Source organism: Shewanella sp. SM95 (genome assembly GCF_025653595.1).
Taxonomy (GTDB): Bacteria; Pseudomonadota; Gammaproteobacteria; order Enterobacterales; family Shewanellaceae; genus Shewanella; species Shewanella oncorhynchi.
Genome location: NZ_JAKKSE010000034.1, coordinates 19,460 through 35,697, shown reverse-complemented (window position 1 = coordinate 35,697; position 16,238 = coordinate 19,460). Strand labels below are relative to the sequence as shown.

Here is a 16,238-nt window from a genome sequence, read left to right as displayed (position 1 = left end):
CACCAAAGCCCTAGCCTAAACCGCTAGGGCTTTGGTGTTTATACGCTCCGCGAAAACTTATCTCGATGTCAACCCGCCGCTAAGCGGACTCCCCAGCTACGAAGACAAGCTTCTTCGCGTTCAATCATGGCTAAATACTCCGTATTTATAGCGCGATGATTTCACCCCCATGTGAGAGTAGGTCATCGCCAAGCGCCTAATTATCTCATTGAGATGTAACGAAGCCAGCTGAATAAGCTGGCTTTTTTGATTTTGTAATCTGTAACATTATTTGCACTAATAGCAATGCTGCCTACTGTAAGTATTGCTATTAGCTTTGTTGGCTAGTCTTTTCTTCCCCTCAATACACAAGCTTTGCTTCCAGATTTTTCACTATTAATCGATAAAAAAAGCAGCCAGAAGGCTGCTTTGAGGTGGTACTTTCGCATTAGGTTGCTTAAGCTTCTTTAAGCCACTGGGCAGCACGTTTAGCAAAGTAAGTTAAAATACCGTCTGCGCCTGCGCGTTTAAAGCAGAGTAGGGACTCCATGACGATGGCCTTTTCGGCTAACCATCCATTCTGGATTGCTGCCATATGCATGGCGTATTCACCACTGACTTGATAGGCGAATGTTGGCACTGCAAGTTCAGTTTTAACGCGATGCACTATATCTAAATACGGCATACCTGGCTTAACCATCACCATATCGGCTCCTTCTTGGATATCGAGTGCGACTTCATGCAAAGCTTCGTCACTGTTCGCTGGATCCATTTGATAGCTATGCTTATTGCCACCTTTGAGGTTACCTGCTGAGCCTACGGCATCACGGAATGGACCGTAGTAGTTTGAAGAGTATTTTGCCGAGTAAGCCATGATTTGGGTGTTGACGTGCCCTGCCGCTTCTAATGCTTGGCGAATCGCGCCAATACGGCCATCCATCATGTCCGATGGTGCAATGATGTCAGCTCCAGCATCGGCGTGTGACAGTGCTTGCTTCACTAAAATCTCGGTGGTGATATCGTTAAGGATATAACCCGTTTCGTCTATGATGCCGTCTTGACCGTGAGTGGTGAAAGGATCTAGTGCCACGTCAGTCATGATGCCTAGCTGTGGAAAGTTTTTTTTGAGCTCGCGCACTGCACGTTGCACTAGGGCATCTGCGTTATAGGCTTCTTCTGCCATTAATGTTTTTTTCTCTGCAGGTGTCACAGGGAAAAGTGCGATTAATGGGATACCTAACTCAACCAGTTCTTCAGCTTCTTTCAGTAGCAAGTCTATCGAGTAGCGTTCAACACCGGGCATAGAGGCTATTTTTTCACTGCGATTAGTGCCTTCTAGAATAAACATTGGGTAAATCAAGTCATTGACCGTTAGATGATTTTCGGCCATGAGGCGACGGCTAAAATCATGTTTACGCATGCGGCGCATTCTACGCTGAGGGAAGGCACTGGTAATGATATTCACATTTGACTCCTAATTAGGTACTGGTCTTGCTTGATCCGACAAATACAAGCTGACTTGATTACGCCCACCGTTTTTTGCTTGGTAGAGGGCTTTATCTGCTTGTTCTAGTAATTTAGTACTGTGTTGATCGTGGGTCACTATATCGGCACTGACTCCGATACTGATAGTCAAAGGTATCGCTTCACCTTCCCATTCAAAATGAATAGAGGCAACAGCGTCTCTTATTGTTTCAGCAACTTGGAGTGCACCTTCTGCAGTTGTATTAGGAAGGATGATAGCAAATTCCTCCCCCCCAAAACGTGACACTAGATCCGTTGGCCGTTTTAAATGCTGCTGTAATGTTTGAGCTATTGTACGTAATGCTTGATCGCCTGCAAGATGACCGAATCTGTCGTTGATCAGCTTGAAGCGATCAATATCAAGCATTAACAGTGCTATGGGTGTTTCTTGCCTGCGACTGATCCGGCTTTCAGCGATTAAACGTTTATCAAAGGCACTGCGGTTTTTGACCCCAGTTAAACTGTCGATAGTGCTTTGTTCGGTGAGCTTTTGATTCACCTCATGCAATTCTCTGAGGGTGATTTCCAGTTCTAAAGTACGCTCTTGCACCATTTGTTCGAGTTTCTCATTGCTCTCGGCTTCCGCTTTTAGGGCTTCTTCCCGCGCACTACGAATTTTCTGTGCTTGCTTTAAGGCTTCTTGCTGGATACGTAGTTTAGCTTTGCGCTCATCGTTATAGCGGATGGCGAGCACCAGAGACATAAAGATGATTTCAAATGTCAGGCCGAGCATGACAGGGGTTTGCGGTTTTAAATTGAGGTCAATCACGCTGAGATATAGCAAGCTACTGATGCAAGCGCCTGTCAGCATACTCACCCAGCCAATAGTGTACATACGTGCCAGTTTATGGCCATTGATAGCCTGAGTAATGGCAAAGACCATGAGGACCAAGCTGAGTACAGCAACTGAAATGATCTCAATATATAACGCTGTACCATATTGGATGAAAGGTGTGGCGAGTCCAACACAGAGGATATACACAGCACTATAGCGACAAGTGAGTAACATACGGCGGTTTAAATATTTGAGCTGTAATATTTTTTCAGTAAACATTAACGCAAATGCCATAACGATTGGCAGTAAAAACGGCACCATAACTTGCTGTAATAGCGGCCAGTCTGGCCAGAGGAATCGGAAGGCAAAACCGTTAATCGTGGCAACGAGTAAGGTCATGCTAAGTACATAGCCAGAGTAATAGCTGTAGCTGAATGAGCCCGATGCTATGGCGATAAAAAGACTAAAAATGCCGATTGCGGCAAGTACACCAAGTTGGAATCCATGCTCAACGGCGGTAGATTCGGCAATTTGAGCTAAGTCATTAGAAGACCATAGGTTTAATGGTACTGCAGCACTACCTTCAGTTTGAATATGCAGATAGAAAGTATGGGAGTCATCTGTGTTGATCTTGAAAGGATATAGGAAAATATTGCTCAAGAATGGTCGATCCTCATAGGGGAATATATCACCCATCAGAACAGTATTCATGAGTTTATTATTGACTAAATGGTAGATAGTTACCTTGTCTAACAAAGGGTTATCTAGCGCTAAAATGCGCGAAAGTGTTTCGTCAGGGCTGGTTAAGCTGAAACTGAGCCAAAAATCATGGCCGCTGAGTTTTTGAATGTCTTTATTGGTAAAGTTATGCCAATCAGTTTTTGGCAAAGCTTGTATTTCGGCCAGTTCTTTTGCTGGTGTAGGGTGGCTGACCATTAACCAAGGCGTAAGGTTTAAAGGCGTCGTGGTTGACTCGTCAATGCTTAATAGGGTTGCCAAGGCCTGTGTTGGGCATATCCATAGCCACAGCAAGAGTATGAGTGGCATGTTTTTGTTAAGCATGGACTCGATCCAAATTAAAAAACGCTAAGCTATTTTGGTAGCAACGTTTTGCAAACTCATCCGCATTTTCTCCGCGTAGGTTTGCAATATAATTTGCGATATAAGGAAGGTATTCGGGCTTGTTTTTGCTCGATTTAGGTTTGGGCCGCATACTACGGGGGAGTAGGTAAGGGCTATCTGTCTCGATTAAAATGCGATTCTGCGGAATAAAGGGAACGAGTTGCGCTAGTTCTTGGCCGCGTCTTTCATCGCAGACCCAACCTGTTATGCCTAAGTGTAAATCTAGGTCAATATAGGCTTCCATCTGTGCGTGAGTGCCTGTGAAACAATGTAAAAGCGCACCATTAAGATGGGGGCGATATTCACGCAGGATTGCGATAAAGTCTTCGTGGGCATCGCGCTCGTGCATCAGTACTGGCATTTGAAGTTCAATCGCCAATTCTAGTTGCGCAATAAAAGCTTGGCGCTGGATAGGTCTCGGGGAGAAATCACGATTGTAGTCTAAACCACATTCGCCAACGGCAACCACTTGCGGTGCATGGCAGAGTTCAGCTTGTCGAGCGTTTGAGTCGGCATGCCAACCACTGGCATGGTGGGGATGCACACCAGCAGTGCAGTAAAGTTGATTAGGATATTGCTCGCATACAGCAATGGCTGCCGCACTTTCAGTTAAATCGCTGCCAATAACAATTAACGGCGAAACCCCTTGGTCCGCCGCCGCTTGTATTATCGATACAGTATCTTGTTCGAGTGCGCTGCCAAGTAAATTGACAGCGATATCTATGTATGAGGGCATTATTTTAGGCGTTTTACCCGAACCTTGGCATTGCGATCATCGGTACCCATTAAAAAAGAACCTAAAGCGGCTTTTTCAATATAGACAGTTTCACCTTGCTTAACATTGTACTTACGGCCATCAGTTTGTTTCCATACCTGACCGTTAGTGAAAGTCACTTTAATGTCTCCGTAGGCATCTTCGGCTATAGATTGAATCTCTAAATAAATCTTATCGACAGTATTTTCTTGAACACGCTTGGCTTCCATCCCAAAGTCATCGGCAATTTTTGCCGCTGGTGCTTGGGGGGCGGTTGCCACTATCGCTGCTGCAGTCGTAGGGACTGCAACTGTTGCTACTGTAGCCGGTATCGCTTGAGTGCTAATGGTGTCAGCTTTTACGCTTTCAGCTAGCTTGTCATAGCAAATCAAGCGGTCGAGTTTATCGGCGGTTGTTGCACATTGGGTTAACTGTTGTTCAATGCTGGCATTTGCTTGGACAGATACAAGCATTATTGCTGCCGTGATAAGAGTTAAGCGCATGAGAATGTTCCTTATTATATTATTCCCCTAACGCCTTCGAGGACGTTAGTCGTTTGTTTGTTCAGTATCTTCGTCTGACTCGTCATCTGGTTTGCTGTAGAAACGAGCCGCTAATAAACCGCCTTCGAACAATAACAGCATTGGTACAGCAAGCATAGTCTGGGAAATCACATCTGGTGGGGTTAATAGCATGCCGACGACAAAGGCGCCCACTATGATATAAGGACGTTTTTGCTTGAGATCTTCAGGTGTAGTGACACCTGACCAGCAGAGTAAAACAACGGCAATGGGGATTTCAAAGGATAGACCGAAGGCAAAGAATAGCTTCAGAATGAAGTTAAGGTAACTGGTAATATCTGTCGCAACTTGAACTCCCTCTGGCGCATTGTTAGCAAAAAAACCAAAAACAACAGGGAATACAAGATAATAAGCAAATGCAATACCGAGATAAAACAATAAGGTACTGCTGAATAGCAGTGGCATCACTAAGCGTTTTTCATGTTTATATAAACCCGGTGCCACAAAGGACCAAATTTGAAATAACACGTAGGGCACTGCCACAAAAAATGATAAAACGAGGGTTAGCTTGAAAGGTGCAAAAAATGGTGCAGCGACATCCGTCGCAATCATGCTGCCACCAAGAGGTAAAGACTGCATTAAAGGTATTGCCATGTAGTGGTAGATATCATTTGCCCAGTACACACTACAAATGAACACTAATAACACACTGGCAATGGATTTTAGCAGCTTGGACCTAAGTTCAAGCAAATGGCTGATAAGTGGCTGCTGTTGCGACATGAATTATCCGTTGGCTTTCGGGTTAGAACTGGTATCCACGCCCTGAGATGGCTCACTTGAAGTAGCGGGAGAAGCCGATGTTTGACTCGCCTCTACAGTGGCTGTTGGATTAGTTTGGCTAGCTTGAACTGGATTCACTTGAGCAGGAGTGTGAATTTGATTCTCAGGCTCAGGGGTGTCTTTTGACGGATCCTGAACTTGATAAGGGCGGTTCACTGACTGTGCCGCTTGCTTTAGTTGCTCAATAGACTCTTTGAGTTCAGGTGAGAGGTTAGATAAACCTTTGCTCTCGGCTTTTTTAAGATCGGCATGCAACTGCTCGATCTTCAGCTCCTGCTCAAGTTCTTCTTTTACCGAGTTCGCCATGCGTTTCATCGCACGGATCCAACTCGTTACCGAACGCACCGCAACCGGTAGACGTTCGGGGCCAAGAACCACTAGCCCCAAAACACCGATCAGCAGCAGCTCCATAAAGCCGATACCGTCAAACATAAAGAGTTACGCCTGTTCTTTGTTAGACTCAGGTTTCTTTTCAGTCGCCTGTTGAGTTGTTTGCGCTGTTTTAGCCGCTTCGGTGTCTTCTAATGCCTTCTTGTCTTCTTCTGAAGACATGGCGTTTTTGAAGCCTTTAACCGCACCACCTAAATCACCACCCAAAGAGCGTAATTTCTTAGTTCCAAACAACAAGACAACGATTAACGCAACGATAAGCAGTTGCCAAATACTAATACCACCCATGAAGGTATCCTCTTAATTGATATCGGTTCTATTATGAACCTCTGATTAATTAGTGCTAGCTAAAATTTGCGATTCTTTGGCCTAGATCGCCATCCTACAAACCACAATATCATGCCTGAAATTAGACAAACATAAGGGGTCCATAGTGTAGCGTCTCTATTAATCAATAACGTGCCACAGATCAATAAAACGGCAGAAGTGATAAGCAAGTAGTTACTCTTGTGTGCCTGCTGCTGATATTTCAAATACTTATCTAGCATTTGTTGCTGAGAACTCAGCAATTTCCTGCCTAACTTAAGATTATCGTAAATTAGTTCAGGGAATTCAGGTAGTTTATCAGCCCAATATGGCAGTTTTGTGGATACCTTTTTAAACATAGCTTTAGGACCGACTTGGTCGGCCATCCACTGCTCTAAAAAGGGTTTGGCGGTTTGCCATAAATCCAACTGCGGATAAAGCTGACGGCCTAAGCCTTCGATGTAGAGTAAGGTTTTTTCCAACAATACCAATTGCGGTTGCACCACGATATCGAAGTGGCGCGCAGTGCGGAATAATTCCAGCAACACATGACCAAAGGAGATCTCGTCGAGCGGCTTGTTGAACATAGGTTCACACACCACTTTGATGGCCTGTTCGAAAGCTTGTAGATCGGTTTTTTCCGATACCCAGCCAGACTCAATATAGAGCTGGGCAATTCTGTGATAATCGCGATTAAAGAAGGCGAGGAAATTCTCGGCGAGATAGCGCTTATCGACTTCGCTGAGTGTGCCCATGATGCCGCAGTCGAGCCCAATGTAGTATGGGTTCTCAGGATGATCGCGGGAAATAAAGATATTGCCCGGATGCATGTCGGCGTGGAAAAAGTTATCGCGGAATACTTGGGTAAAAAATAGTTCAACACCCCGCTCGGCCAATAACTTAAAGTTGGTACCTTGCGCTTTAAGGGCGGCAATATCCGAGACAGAAATACCGTAAATACGTTCCATCACCATCAGGCGTGGATAGCAAAACTCTTCATACACATAAGGCACATAGAGCGCATCTGAGTTGAGGAAGTTGTTGCGTAGCTTGATTGCGTTTAAGGCTTCGAGCTTAAGGTTTAACTCGCCTAAAATGGTCACGCGGTAATCTTCGATCACTTCAGCAGGGCGCAGTCGGTTACCTTCACCGAGGAGGTATTCAATCAGTTTGGCCGTTTGCGACATCAACTGCAGATCGGCTTGAATCTTTGCTTCTACATTCGGGCGTAGCACCTTAAGTACGACGTCTTTGCCGTTAGATTTGAGGGTCGCGGTATGCACCTGAGAAATAGAGGCTGAGGCCAGTGGCGTTTCATTAAAGTCATCGAATAGCGATTCAATCGGCGCTTTTAGCTCAGCTTCAATCGCTTGGCGGGCAAGTGCACCATCAAAGGGCGGCACTTTGTCTTGTAGCATGGCCAATTCACTGGCCCATTCATCGCTGAGTAAATCGCGGCGGGTTGAGAGCATTTGCCCAAGCTTGATATAAACGGGGCCGAGTTCCTGCATCGCCAATTTTAAGCGTTCGCCACCGGGCTTATTTTTATGCTTATTGCGGATCCAGAATAGGCTGTTCCGGGCGAGCTTAAAGTACCAAGGTGTCATCTTTGGCGGCAATACGTCATCTAACCCGTACTGAAGTAAGGTCTTGATGACGTGGTAACCGCGGCGGATACTGGCAAAGGTCATGGCTTAATTTGGTCTCTTAATTGGGCAATCCGTTGTTCAATCGCGCGAGTGTCGGCAACTAAATCATCCATTTGATCGCGAAAGTGCATTAACTCAATTGGGTGCGGTGCGAGGCGATACTCTTCAACTGCGAGTTGCCCTAAGTGGGAGCGGGTTTTACGCAACACTTCGAGTGCAAAGTCTTTTGCCAGATGGCTAGAACAGATGAGTTTGTGAGTGGGACCATCACCTAAATAACGGGAAACTGGCTCGGCAAAGTCAAACTCGATACCGCGTAGATATTGGCTAAAGCTTTGTAATAAATTGAGATCGCCCTCAAGCTTGAGTTTATCTTGCTTGATTAGTTCAGTCAGGTTTGCGCCTTCGGACACGCGGTAAAGCGTCGTCGCATCGGCATGTAGACTGACATCAACATCGCCTTCATAGCGGCTCAGTACTTGGATCTCTTTGGCAAACACTAAATAGAATGGCCAGCTGAGCTGCGATAATTGGATACGAAACACTTTGCCATGCAACTGGCGCTGGCGCGAATAATCGTCGCCCGCTTGGGCCTGAAGTTTTTTCAGACCCGTTTCAATTGCGGCGCAGGCAAGCAGCACAACTTCTTGCGGCATCATTAGAATTTATAACCACGGTGCAATGCGACAATGCCGTCGGTCATGTTGGTGTAGTCGACTTGTTCAAAGCCTGCATCAACCATCATTTGTTTTAATGTGTCTTGATCTGGGTGCATGCGGATCGATTCAGCCAGATACTCGTAGCTGTCGGCATCTTTAGTGATGAGCTCGCCCATCTTAGGTAAGACTTTGAAGCTATATAAATCATACACTTTACGCATGATTTCATGCTGAGGCTTAGAGAACTCTAGCACTAATAACTTGCCACCGGGCTTAAGCACGCGATTCATTGAACGCAGCGCCGCATCTTTATCGGTCACGTTACGCAGACCAAAGGCGATGGTAATAATGTCGAAGTGGTTATCGGGAAACGGCAGTGCTTCGGCGTTGGCTTGCACATAACTGACATTGTTGACTATGCCCTTGTCGCGCAACTTAGTGCGACCGACTTTTAACATGGAATCGTTAATGTCAGCTAAAACCACTTCACCTTTATCGCCCACTAAATGAGAGAATTTTGCGGTTAAGTCGCCTGTACCGCCGGCCAAATCGAGCACTTTCATGCCAGGGCGGGCGCCAGAGACTTCAATGGTGTAACGTTTCCAAAAACGGTGAATGCCGAAGGACATCACATCGTTCATTATGTCGTACTTAGCGGCAACAGAATGAAACACGCCGGCAACGAGTTCAGCCTTTTTATCGGCCTCTACGGTTTTGTAACCAAAGTGGGTACTTTTAGATTCGCCCTCAGACATCAATGTGTTCCTATTGTTTTGCAATGTATTAGTTGCGAGTGTAAGCCATCGCCTGCATTTGCTGAATCTTTGATCTATCACTCTGTGATCGAGCTAGTAAACTAACTGCAATGCCTTAGCTTGAGGCACTCCTGAACAGTCGTAGGATTAAGTGCTTAGCGACCACGTAAAATGGACTGGCATTAGACCACAATATCAGGATTTGGTGAATAGCTTAGCGCCCAGTTGGGTGCAACTGGTTATATTCATTGTGCCAAAAATTGCATGCGAGCCTGCACATAAGCGTAGATAAGCTCGCTTAGGCTTTGGCCAACATCCCTAAAACCGGCTTCAATCCCAGCTTCGTGGCAACTTGGCGCAGCCTCGGCTAAATGCAAATAAGCACATGTACAGTGGCGAGCGATATAACTGACATAATGCGCCGCATCGAGCAATGGCACACCTGCAGCAGTTGAAGCGCTACTGGGCATTTTAGCGATAGCATCGACGTCAAGTTCTAATCCTACGGGTAAACCTGTGTCATTTAGTTTGGCGGCGATTTCAAGTAAAGCTTGGCTAAGGCTGATTTCACGGCGAACCCAAATTTGTTGCAAGCTATGCCAAGTGCCCCCAAATTCGCTGAGTTGGCTTAGGTTTGCTTCGCTGTTTTTTAACTCGTGTAAACCCAGAACATGGTAGCAACCTAAGGCGCCGCGATCGGCTGCATAGCTAAAACCATTGCCGCTGTGACGACCTTCGAGCAGGCGAAAATCCGAATGAGGATCGAGATTCACCGCGGCGACTTGGCGTTGGTAGTGGCCGTAGGTTGCCATCAACAAGCCATAGGCATTGTTGTGGCCGCCGCCGATGAGTATGGGTTCTAAACCCGCTTTTAAAATCGCACTGACGATACGGATAACGCGCTCATCGAGTTGCTCCACTGCATCGCGTAATTCATCTAAGGTGACGTCACTGTTAGCTGTTGTATTGCTCGTAGTTTGTTGCTGCAGATCGGCGGTGTTCACTTGGCCTAACACTAGGCATTCGGCGCCAGAAAGAAAACGATTCGATTGTAAATTGAGCCATTGGCGCATACTGGTTGCGAACGCATCGGTTGCACCGCCGCGGCCTAAATTGGCACGTGGGCCTATATCTTCGCCAACGCCGATAATGGCAAAGTATGCACCGTGGGCTTTTGCAGTCGCAAGTATGGTCTCTAACGTGTGTTCGTGATTGGCCAGATGGACGCATTGGCCTAGCTTAGTTTCGCCAGTTCTTGGGCTGACGAGTGAGGCGATATCGGTATGGGTAAAGGGGATAAATTCAGGCATAGATTGATATTCTTATTCGGCCAGAGTCGAGCTATTGTGGCCAGAGTAGGGCGAGGATTCAATGGGGAAGCGCTGAAAATAGTGAATAAAAAAGCCAGCTTAGCTGGCTTTCTTGACTGAACAGTGAGATTACTCAATGTCGAGTGGTTCAGGTGATAAAATTACACCTGTGTTATCAGCATAAATGTGATCGCCGGGTAAGAAAGTCACACCGCCAAAATTGACTGGAATTTCCACTTCGCCCACTGAATTGCCATCAGCACCCACTGGAATTGAGGCAAGGGCTTGAATACCAATGTCTAATTCTTCCAATGCATCCACATCGCGTATAGAACCGTAAACGATAATGCCTTCCCAGTTGTTGCTAACCGCAAGTTCTGCGATAGCGCCATCGATCAGCGCACGGCGTAATGAGCCACCGCCATCAATGAGTAAGACTTTACCTTGGCCATCCTCTTGTAGGACTTCGGTAATTAGGCCGTTGTCTTCAAAGCACTTGATGGTGCTAATAGAACCGCCAAAAGAGCTACAACCACCGTAGTTACTGAACATGGGCTCGACTACATCTACGACATCTAAGTACATGTCACATAGTTCTGAGGTGTTGTATTCCATATTTACACTCCTATTGATCCGCGTTGCGTACAGTTTAGCGAGTTTACGCCAGTATAAAAGGGATTATTGAAAAGAAAAGTGTTATCAATCACGGTATTGTTGCCACTTGGCTGTTAACACATCTGTAGTAAATTTTCGTCACACTATAGAATTTATTCGGTAAAACTTGATATTGGTCATTAAATAACGGTTTTTTATTACAACTCTGTTGCGCACTTTGGTATTATATCCCAAGTTTAAATTAACTTACTTAACTTAATTTGCTTTAGGGGCATGGACCCCCCGTTACGCTTATGGACGGTAGAGGGCCTTCGAGAGGTGCCTATGGAAGCTGTAAATACGATTGAAATTATTGGTTATTTTGCCTCTATAATGGTGGCGATCTCTCTAATGATGAAGAATATCATTTGGTTGCGATGGTTGAATTTTGTAGGATGCACTCTGTTTGTGGTTTATGGGGTGTTTATTTCTGCTTGGCCTGTGGCCGGCATGAATGCGTTTGTTGCTTGTATTAATATTTACCATTTGACAAAAATTTACCGTGCTAAGGCAAATACTCCCGCCGCAGCCTAAGTTTTATTGGATTGTGTTGCTCTTGAGATTAACGTTTAGAGCAACACAATATCCTGTCTCAGTCCTATCGCTATTTCTAAATAAATCCCTTAGCCCCAGCATAACGTCCCTAGAATCCTTCTAGATCAAAAGCTCAGCCATGCTTCTTGTCATAAAACCTTCGAGCAGATGTCACTTAGCCGTCACAGGTCTTTCTTAGTCTCAAGCTATCTAATAGTGCTTTAGCTAATGTGATTTAGGTTTAACTATTAGCAAACAGTAAATTAGCCGTGAGCAGTCAATAACGAATTCAATCGTGAATAGAGCCTTGGTGAGTCGGTTGGTTGCAGACTAAGCACTCTAAGCGTCGTCGAGAGAATGCACAGATTAACATCGCAGTAAAACTCGCTGGTATGCCAGCAAGGAGCCTGTTTTATGTTGAGTTACGTTGCAGACTTAGATAAGCGAATGTTTTGCCATATCGTGAGCTTCACCCAGCACCATGGTTTATATGCCCATGCAAAGCGGGTATCAGCGAGTGGCGATGGGCATGTGTATTTATATTTGTCCGTGGGTTTGATGCTGACGCACGCTCAAGGACAGGCTCTATTTAATTTGATGTTAGCGAGTTTTTTGGTTGAGTTACCTCTGTATTTACTATTGAAAAATAGTATTCGTCGCATACGGCCATGCCATTCATTAGTGGGATTTGAGAGTGGTTTTGAGCCATCGGATCGCTTCAGCTTACCGTCTGGTCATACAGCCGCGGCCTTTGTGATGGCAACGAGCGTGGCGCAAATCTATCCAGCGGCGGCTCCTGTGGCGTATTTATGGGCTTTTAGCATAGGGGGCTCACGTATTGCACTTGGCGTGCATTATCCCTTAGATATTCTGGCGGGAGCCTCATTGGGGATTGGGTCGGTATTGCTGGTTCATCCAGTGATTTAATTCAAATATGCGCCTGTTAATCATTTCATTAGTGGGAATTCTCCTTCACTCATCAGTTTAAGGATACGTAATGCGAATACTCTACGGAGTTCAAGGCACAGGGAATGGCCACTTAAGTCGTGCACGCGTCATGGCTAAAGCATTGATGAAACAAGATATTGAAGTGGACTTTCTATTTTCGGGGCGCAAGCCTGAGCAGTTTTTCGATATGGAGTGCTTTGGCGATTATCGCGTTCAAGCGGGAATGACGTTTGCGACGCACTCCGGGCGCGTGAATGTGCCACAAACTGTCCGGCAAAATTTGTCCTTGTCGTTATTTAAAGATATTAAAGCCTTAGATCTCAGTTGCTACGATTTAGTACTCAACGACTTTGAACCTGTGTCGGCTTGGGCTGCGCGGCGCCAAGGCGTGCCATCCATTGGGATTAGCCATCAGGCGGCGTTAACTCATCCGGTGCCAAAACTCGGTAGCACTTGGTTTAATGAGATGCTGCTCAATTATTTTGCACCAGTGGATGTGGCGCTGGGGTGTCATTGGCATCATTTTGGCTTCCCTATTTTGCCGCCTTTTGTCGAAGTGGATGCCAGCCCATTCGAACACACGCATCAGATTTTAGTTTATTTGCCTTTTGAAGATGCGGATATGATTGCTCATTTTCTGTCTCACTTTAGTGATTATCAGTTTTTGGTATATCACAGCCAACAACCTAAAGGCCAAGTTGCTGAGCACATTAAATGGCACGGTTTTAATCGTGAGGGGTTTAAGCAACATCTTGCCAGCTGCGGTGGTGTGATAGGCAATGCGGGCTTTGAGCTTGCCAGCGAAGCATTAACTTTAGGTAAAAAACTCTTAGTCAAACCACTGATTGGCCAGTTTGAGCAGTTATCGAATGTGGCGGCGTTACAACTTTTAGCGGCTGCAGATAGCATGATGAGTCTCGATGTGAACATAGTTAAGCGCTGGCTTAAAACGGCATCGCCTAATCCAATTGCATATCCAAAGGTGGGGGATACGCTGGTTAAATGGATTAACGGCGGCGACTGGCACAATAGTCAGCCGCTGTGCCAAGAGTTATGGAGCCAAGTCACGCTTCCCGATACTTGGCGTTAAACAGCATTGCTGTTTAGATGAAAAGCAACTTAGGCACTAGCTGGGTTAATGGCGTTAGCGTATAATTTCGTCAATTTTGCTGTTAGTCCCTTTCAGCACGTCTATTTTGGCCTAGCCTGGCCGTTAATTATGTTGTTATAAATGAGCCTGAAAAAGTTTACTCAGTACAAGTTACTGTTTTTAATGTTGTTATTACTTTGTGTCCTACTTCCTTTTATTCCAGATCAGGCTTACCACATCCCCGGCCCTGATATCGCTAAGCAAAATTTTCATGTGATTGAGTTTAATGATAAAGGTCAGCCCCACGACGAAAGGCAATGGCAAGGTTTAGAGACGCGAATTTTACATCCAGAGCCTGCACAGATCCCTGAATTATTGATTTTTGTCCATGGCTGGCATCATAGCGCTGAGCCTAAGGATGAAAACTTTATTGCCTTTGAGCAGTTTTATCAGCAAATGGCCGCGTCCGATACCCAGCGTAACTTGTTGGGTTTGTATATTGGTTGGCGGGGCGATAAATACGATCCTTTTTGGATCGATGGCTCAGATGATGCAAAAAGTTGGATTGAACCTTTAGATTTTCCTACTATTTTACAGCGTAAACGGGTTGCTAAACGTATCGGGCAGTTAGGTCTATCACAGCTGCTGGATAAGCTTGATAGCTTAGTAACACAGCATAAACTGCTGCGGTACACTGTGATTGGCCATAGTCTTGGCGGTGCTGTTGTTTTACATGCCAGCAAAGACCGCATCAAGGCTGCTATCGATCATCAGCAGGATAATCCCAATTTATTCTTACTGTTAAACCCTGCCGTGCCCGCGAAGGAGTACCAGCCACTCGATACCTTGGTGAGCTTAGATAGGCAAAAACCAAGTATGGTGGTATTGCAGTCGAAGGGCGATTTCGCGGTGAAAGAAGCCTTCAATTACATCAAGGATGGCGAGCGCGCTGTCGGGAACTCTTGGGCTATTACTCACGATATTGACAAATGCTCTGGTGGCAATTGCACTACACCAATGAAGATGCCTTCGGCCTTGATGGCGCACGATCAAATCCCTGGCTGTATGATGACGCTGCCTCAATCGGGCTGGAAAATTCGTGCTCGCCTGCAGGCTCGTCGTACCGTGCAAACCTGCCCCGATGCCAATATGCAAGCCGTATGGGTACTGGCCGTGTCTGACGAAATCGTCTCTGGGCACAATGGCATTCTCACTCCAGAGCATGGTAAAGCCTTGTCTGAGGTGATGCGTATGATTGATTTATATCGAAATCAATTACCTAAACATGCGGTGGAAAGCCCTGCGAACCAAGATCTCGGCACCTTAGCGCCAGAGTCAGAAGCTGCAACATCTACCGAAGGTGAAACGCCTGTGCCACAAGAGCCAGTGATTATTGTCGAGCCTTTACCTGAAGAGCAAAGCTCACTGACACCTAAGGTTAATGCACCATTGCAGGAGCCAAACGTATCACAGGAACAAGATAAGCCTGCTGCGACAGAAGCGCCACCCGCGCCAATTAAAGCGCCGGAATCAAAGCCTGATGCTAAGCCAAACGACGGCGCAGAACCTCAGCCTAAGATTGAAACTGAAGGCATAAAGTGATTGAGTTTTAAAGAGCTTAACCTTGTTTTGAAAGTGCTTTCAATGTGTGTTCCAAACAACGTGAAAGCGCTTTTTATTTTTAATAAATGGTTCATAAGTAAATTTATTTTACTCATTAAAATTAAAAAAATATTTCGACATTCATCGTCAAGTCTTGCGATGGAGTGCTAAGTTCGGTAGGTTAACTTGTAAACTGAAATAAACTTTGACTTACTATTTATTTAGAGTCATTGGTTATTGGTGAATAAGTATTAGCTATATTAACGTTATTTACCACTTAAGTACTGTCAGGGGTAGTGGTTATTAATCAAAAAATAATTAGTGATAAGACATTATTTTAATTCATTAAACAATGGAGTGTATATGAAGTGTTCAATTTTATCCGCCTTGGTTATTTTTGCGGTATCAAACTATTGTTTTGCAAAAAGTCATAATGTGTATGGGGATGTGCAAGTTACAGATATAAAACCAACGAGTGGTTTTATTTGGGAACGTGAAAATAAAAGTGCCCCGCAATATCCAATGGAACTCGCTCGTTCGGGCATTGCTGGTTGTGCTGTCATGTCTTTTGATATTTCAGAGTCGGGTAAGGCCGAAAATATCGAAGTCGTTAAATCTGTTCCTCAAAAATCGCTGGGTAAATACTCAAGTCAGATATTAAAAAAATGGAACTGGGTCCCCACTGCCGCTACGAACGTAATGACTTCTGAAAGAAGAACCATAAGGTTAGATTTTTGTATAGGCAATGAGTCGACGGAACAATCTCAAAATGCCTGTAAGCAACAAACGCAATTAGTATGTGGCTAACGGTAACTTAACTATTTTA

General features: G+C 45.3%; 17 protein-coding genes. 5 read left to right on the top strand and 12 right to left on the bottom strand.

The annotated features are described in order from the left end of the window. Positions 1-436: 436 nt before the first annotated feature. From hemB to rraA, 12 genes are all read right to left on the bottom strand, one after another. Positions 437-1,444, bottom strand: coding sequence for a porphobilinogen synthase (gene hemB / locus L5M29_RS22340; RefSeq protein WP_263170161.1), 1,008 nt, complete (start codon positions 1,442-1,444; stop codon positions 437-439). Positions 1,445-1,453: 9 nt separating this feature from the next. Then, a complete protein-coding gene (locus L5M29_RS22335; protein WP_173247338.1) occupies positions 1,454-3,340 on the bottom strand; it encodes a diguanylate cyclase in 1,887 nt (628 codons plus the stop codon). Continuing rightward, entirely contained in the window at positions 3,333-4,136 is an 804-nt protein-coding gene (locus L5M29_RS22330) for a TatD family hydrolase (protein ID WP_263170158.1), read from the bottom strand. The genes L5M29_RS22335 and L5M29_RS22330 overlap by 8 nt, the downstream gene beginning before the upstream one ends. Then, entirely contained in the window at positions 4,136-4,657 is a 522-nt protein-coding gene (locus tag L5M29_RS22325) for a hypothetical protein (protein WP_263142610.1), read from the bottom strand. The genes L5M29_RS22330 and L5M29_RS22325 overlap by 1 nt, the downstream gene beginning before the upstream one ends. A gap of 45 nt (positions 4,658-4,702) precedes the next feature. Then, complete coding sequence (gene tatC / locus L5M29_RS22320) at positions 4,703-5,455, bottom strand: twin-arginine translocase subunit TatC (protein ID WP_113940134.1); 753 nt, start codon at positions 5,453-5,455, stop codon at positions 4,703-4,705. Between the two features lie 3 nt (positions 5,456-5,458). Then, positions 5,459-5,947, bottom strand: a complete 489-nt coding sequence (gene tatB, locus L5M29_RS22315) for a Sec-independent protein translocase protein TatB (protein WP_168825776.1) — start codon at positions 5,945-5,947, stop codon at positions 5,459-5,461. Between the two features lie 6 nt (positions 5,948-5,953). After that, positions 5,954-6,193 carry a Sec-independent protein translocase subunit TatA gene (gene tatA / locus L5M29_RS22310; RefSeq protein WP_006083329.1) on the bottom strand — a complete coding sequence of 80 codons (240 nt, stop codon included), beginning with the start codon at positions 6,191-6,193 and terminating at the stop codon, positions 5,954-5,956. Positions 6,194-6,252: 59 nt separating this feature from the next. Further along, complete coding sequence (ubiB, locus tag L5M29_RS22305; RefSeq protein ID WP_263170156.1) at positions 6,253-7,902, bottom strand: ubiquinone biosynthesis regulatory protein kinase UbiB; 1,650 nt, start codon at positions 7,900-7,902, stop codon at positions 6,253-6,255. Further along, positions 7,899-8,519 (bottom strand): SCP2 domain-containing protein, encoded by a 621-nt coding sequence (locus L5M29_RS22300; RefSeq protein WP_263170154.1) that lies wholly within the window; start codon positions 8,517-8,519, stop codon positions 7,899-7,901. The genes ubiB and L5M29_RS22300 overlap by 4 nt, the downstream gene beginning before the upstream one ends. After that, a complete protein-coding gene (gene ubiE, locus L5M29_RS22295) occupies positions 8,519-9,274 on the bottom strand; it encodes a bifunctional demethylmenaquinone methyltransferase/2-methoxy-6-polyprenyl-1,4-benzoquinol methylase UbiE (protein ID WP_006083326.1) in 756 nt (251 codons plus the stop codon). Before ubiE ends, L5M29_RS22300 begins: the two co-directional genes overlap by 1 nt. Before the next feature lie 245 nt (positions 9,275-9,519). Next, positions 9,520-10,584, bottom strand: coding sequence for a formimidoylglutamase (locus L5M29_RS22290; protein WP_263170152.1), 1,065 nt, complete (start codon positions 10,582-10,584; stop codon positions 9,520-9,522). Between the two features lie 129 nt (positions 10,585-10,713). Then, entirely contained in the window at positions 10,714-11,199 is a 486-nt protein-coding gene (gene rraA / locus L5M29_RS22285) for a ribonuclease E activity regulator RraA (RefSeq protein ID WP_263170149.1), read from the bottom strand. 324 nt (positions 11,200-11,523) lie between these two features. On the opposite strand from rraA, the gene L5M29_RS22280 reads away from it, so the two are divergent. From L5M29_RS22280 to L5M29_RS22260, 5 genes are all read left to right on the top strand, one after another. After that, positions 11,524-11,772 carry a YgjV family protein gene (locus L5M29_RS22280; RefSeq protein WP_113940145.1) on the top strand — a complete coding sequence of 83 codons (249 nt, stop codon included), beginning with the start codon at positions 11,524-11,526 and terminating at the stop codon, positions 11,770-11,772. Positions 11,773-12,186: 414 nt separating this feature from the next. Beyond that, positions 12,187-12,699, top strand: coding sequence for a phosphatase PAP2 family protein (locus L5M29_RS22275; RefSeq protein WP_263170146.1), 513 nt, complete (start codon positions 12,187-12,189; stop codon positions 12,697-12,699). A 70-nt stretch (positions 12,700-12,769) separates the two neighbouring features. Next, positions 12,770-13,810 (top strand): MJ1255/VC2487 family glycosyltransferase, encoded by a 1,041-nt coding sequence (locus L5M29_RS22270; RefSeq protein ID WP_263170145.1) that lies wholly within the window; start codon positions 12,770-12,772, stop codon positions 13,808-13,810. Positions 13,811-13,951: 141 nt separating this feature from the next. Next, positions 13,952-15,412: a thioesterase gene (locus L5M29_RS22265; RefSeq protein WP_263170143.1), complete on the top strand. Its 1,461-nt coding sequence runs from the start codon at positions 13,952-13,954 to the stop codon at positions 15,410-15,412. Positions 15,413-15,775: 363 nt separating this feature from the next. After that, a complete protein-coding gene (locus tag L5M29_RS22260; protein ID WP_113940127.1) occupies positions 15,776-16,219 on the top strand; it encodes an energy transducer TonB in 444 nt (147 codons plus the stop codon). The last annotated feature ends 19 nt before the right edge of the window (positions 16,220-16,238 follow it).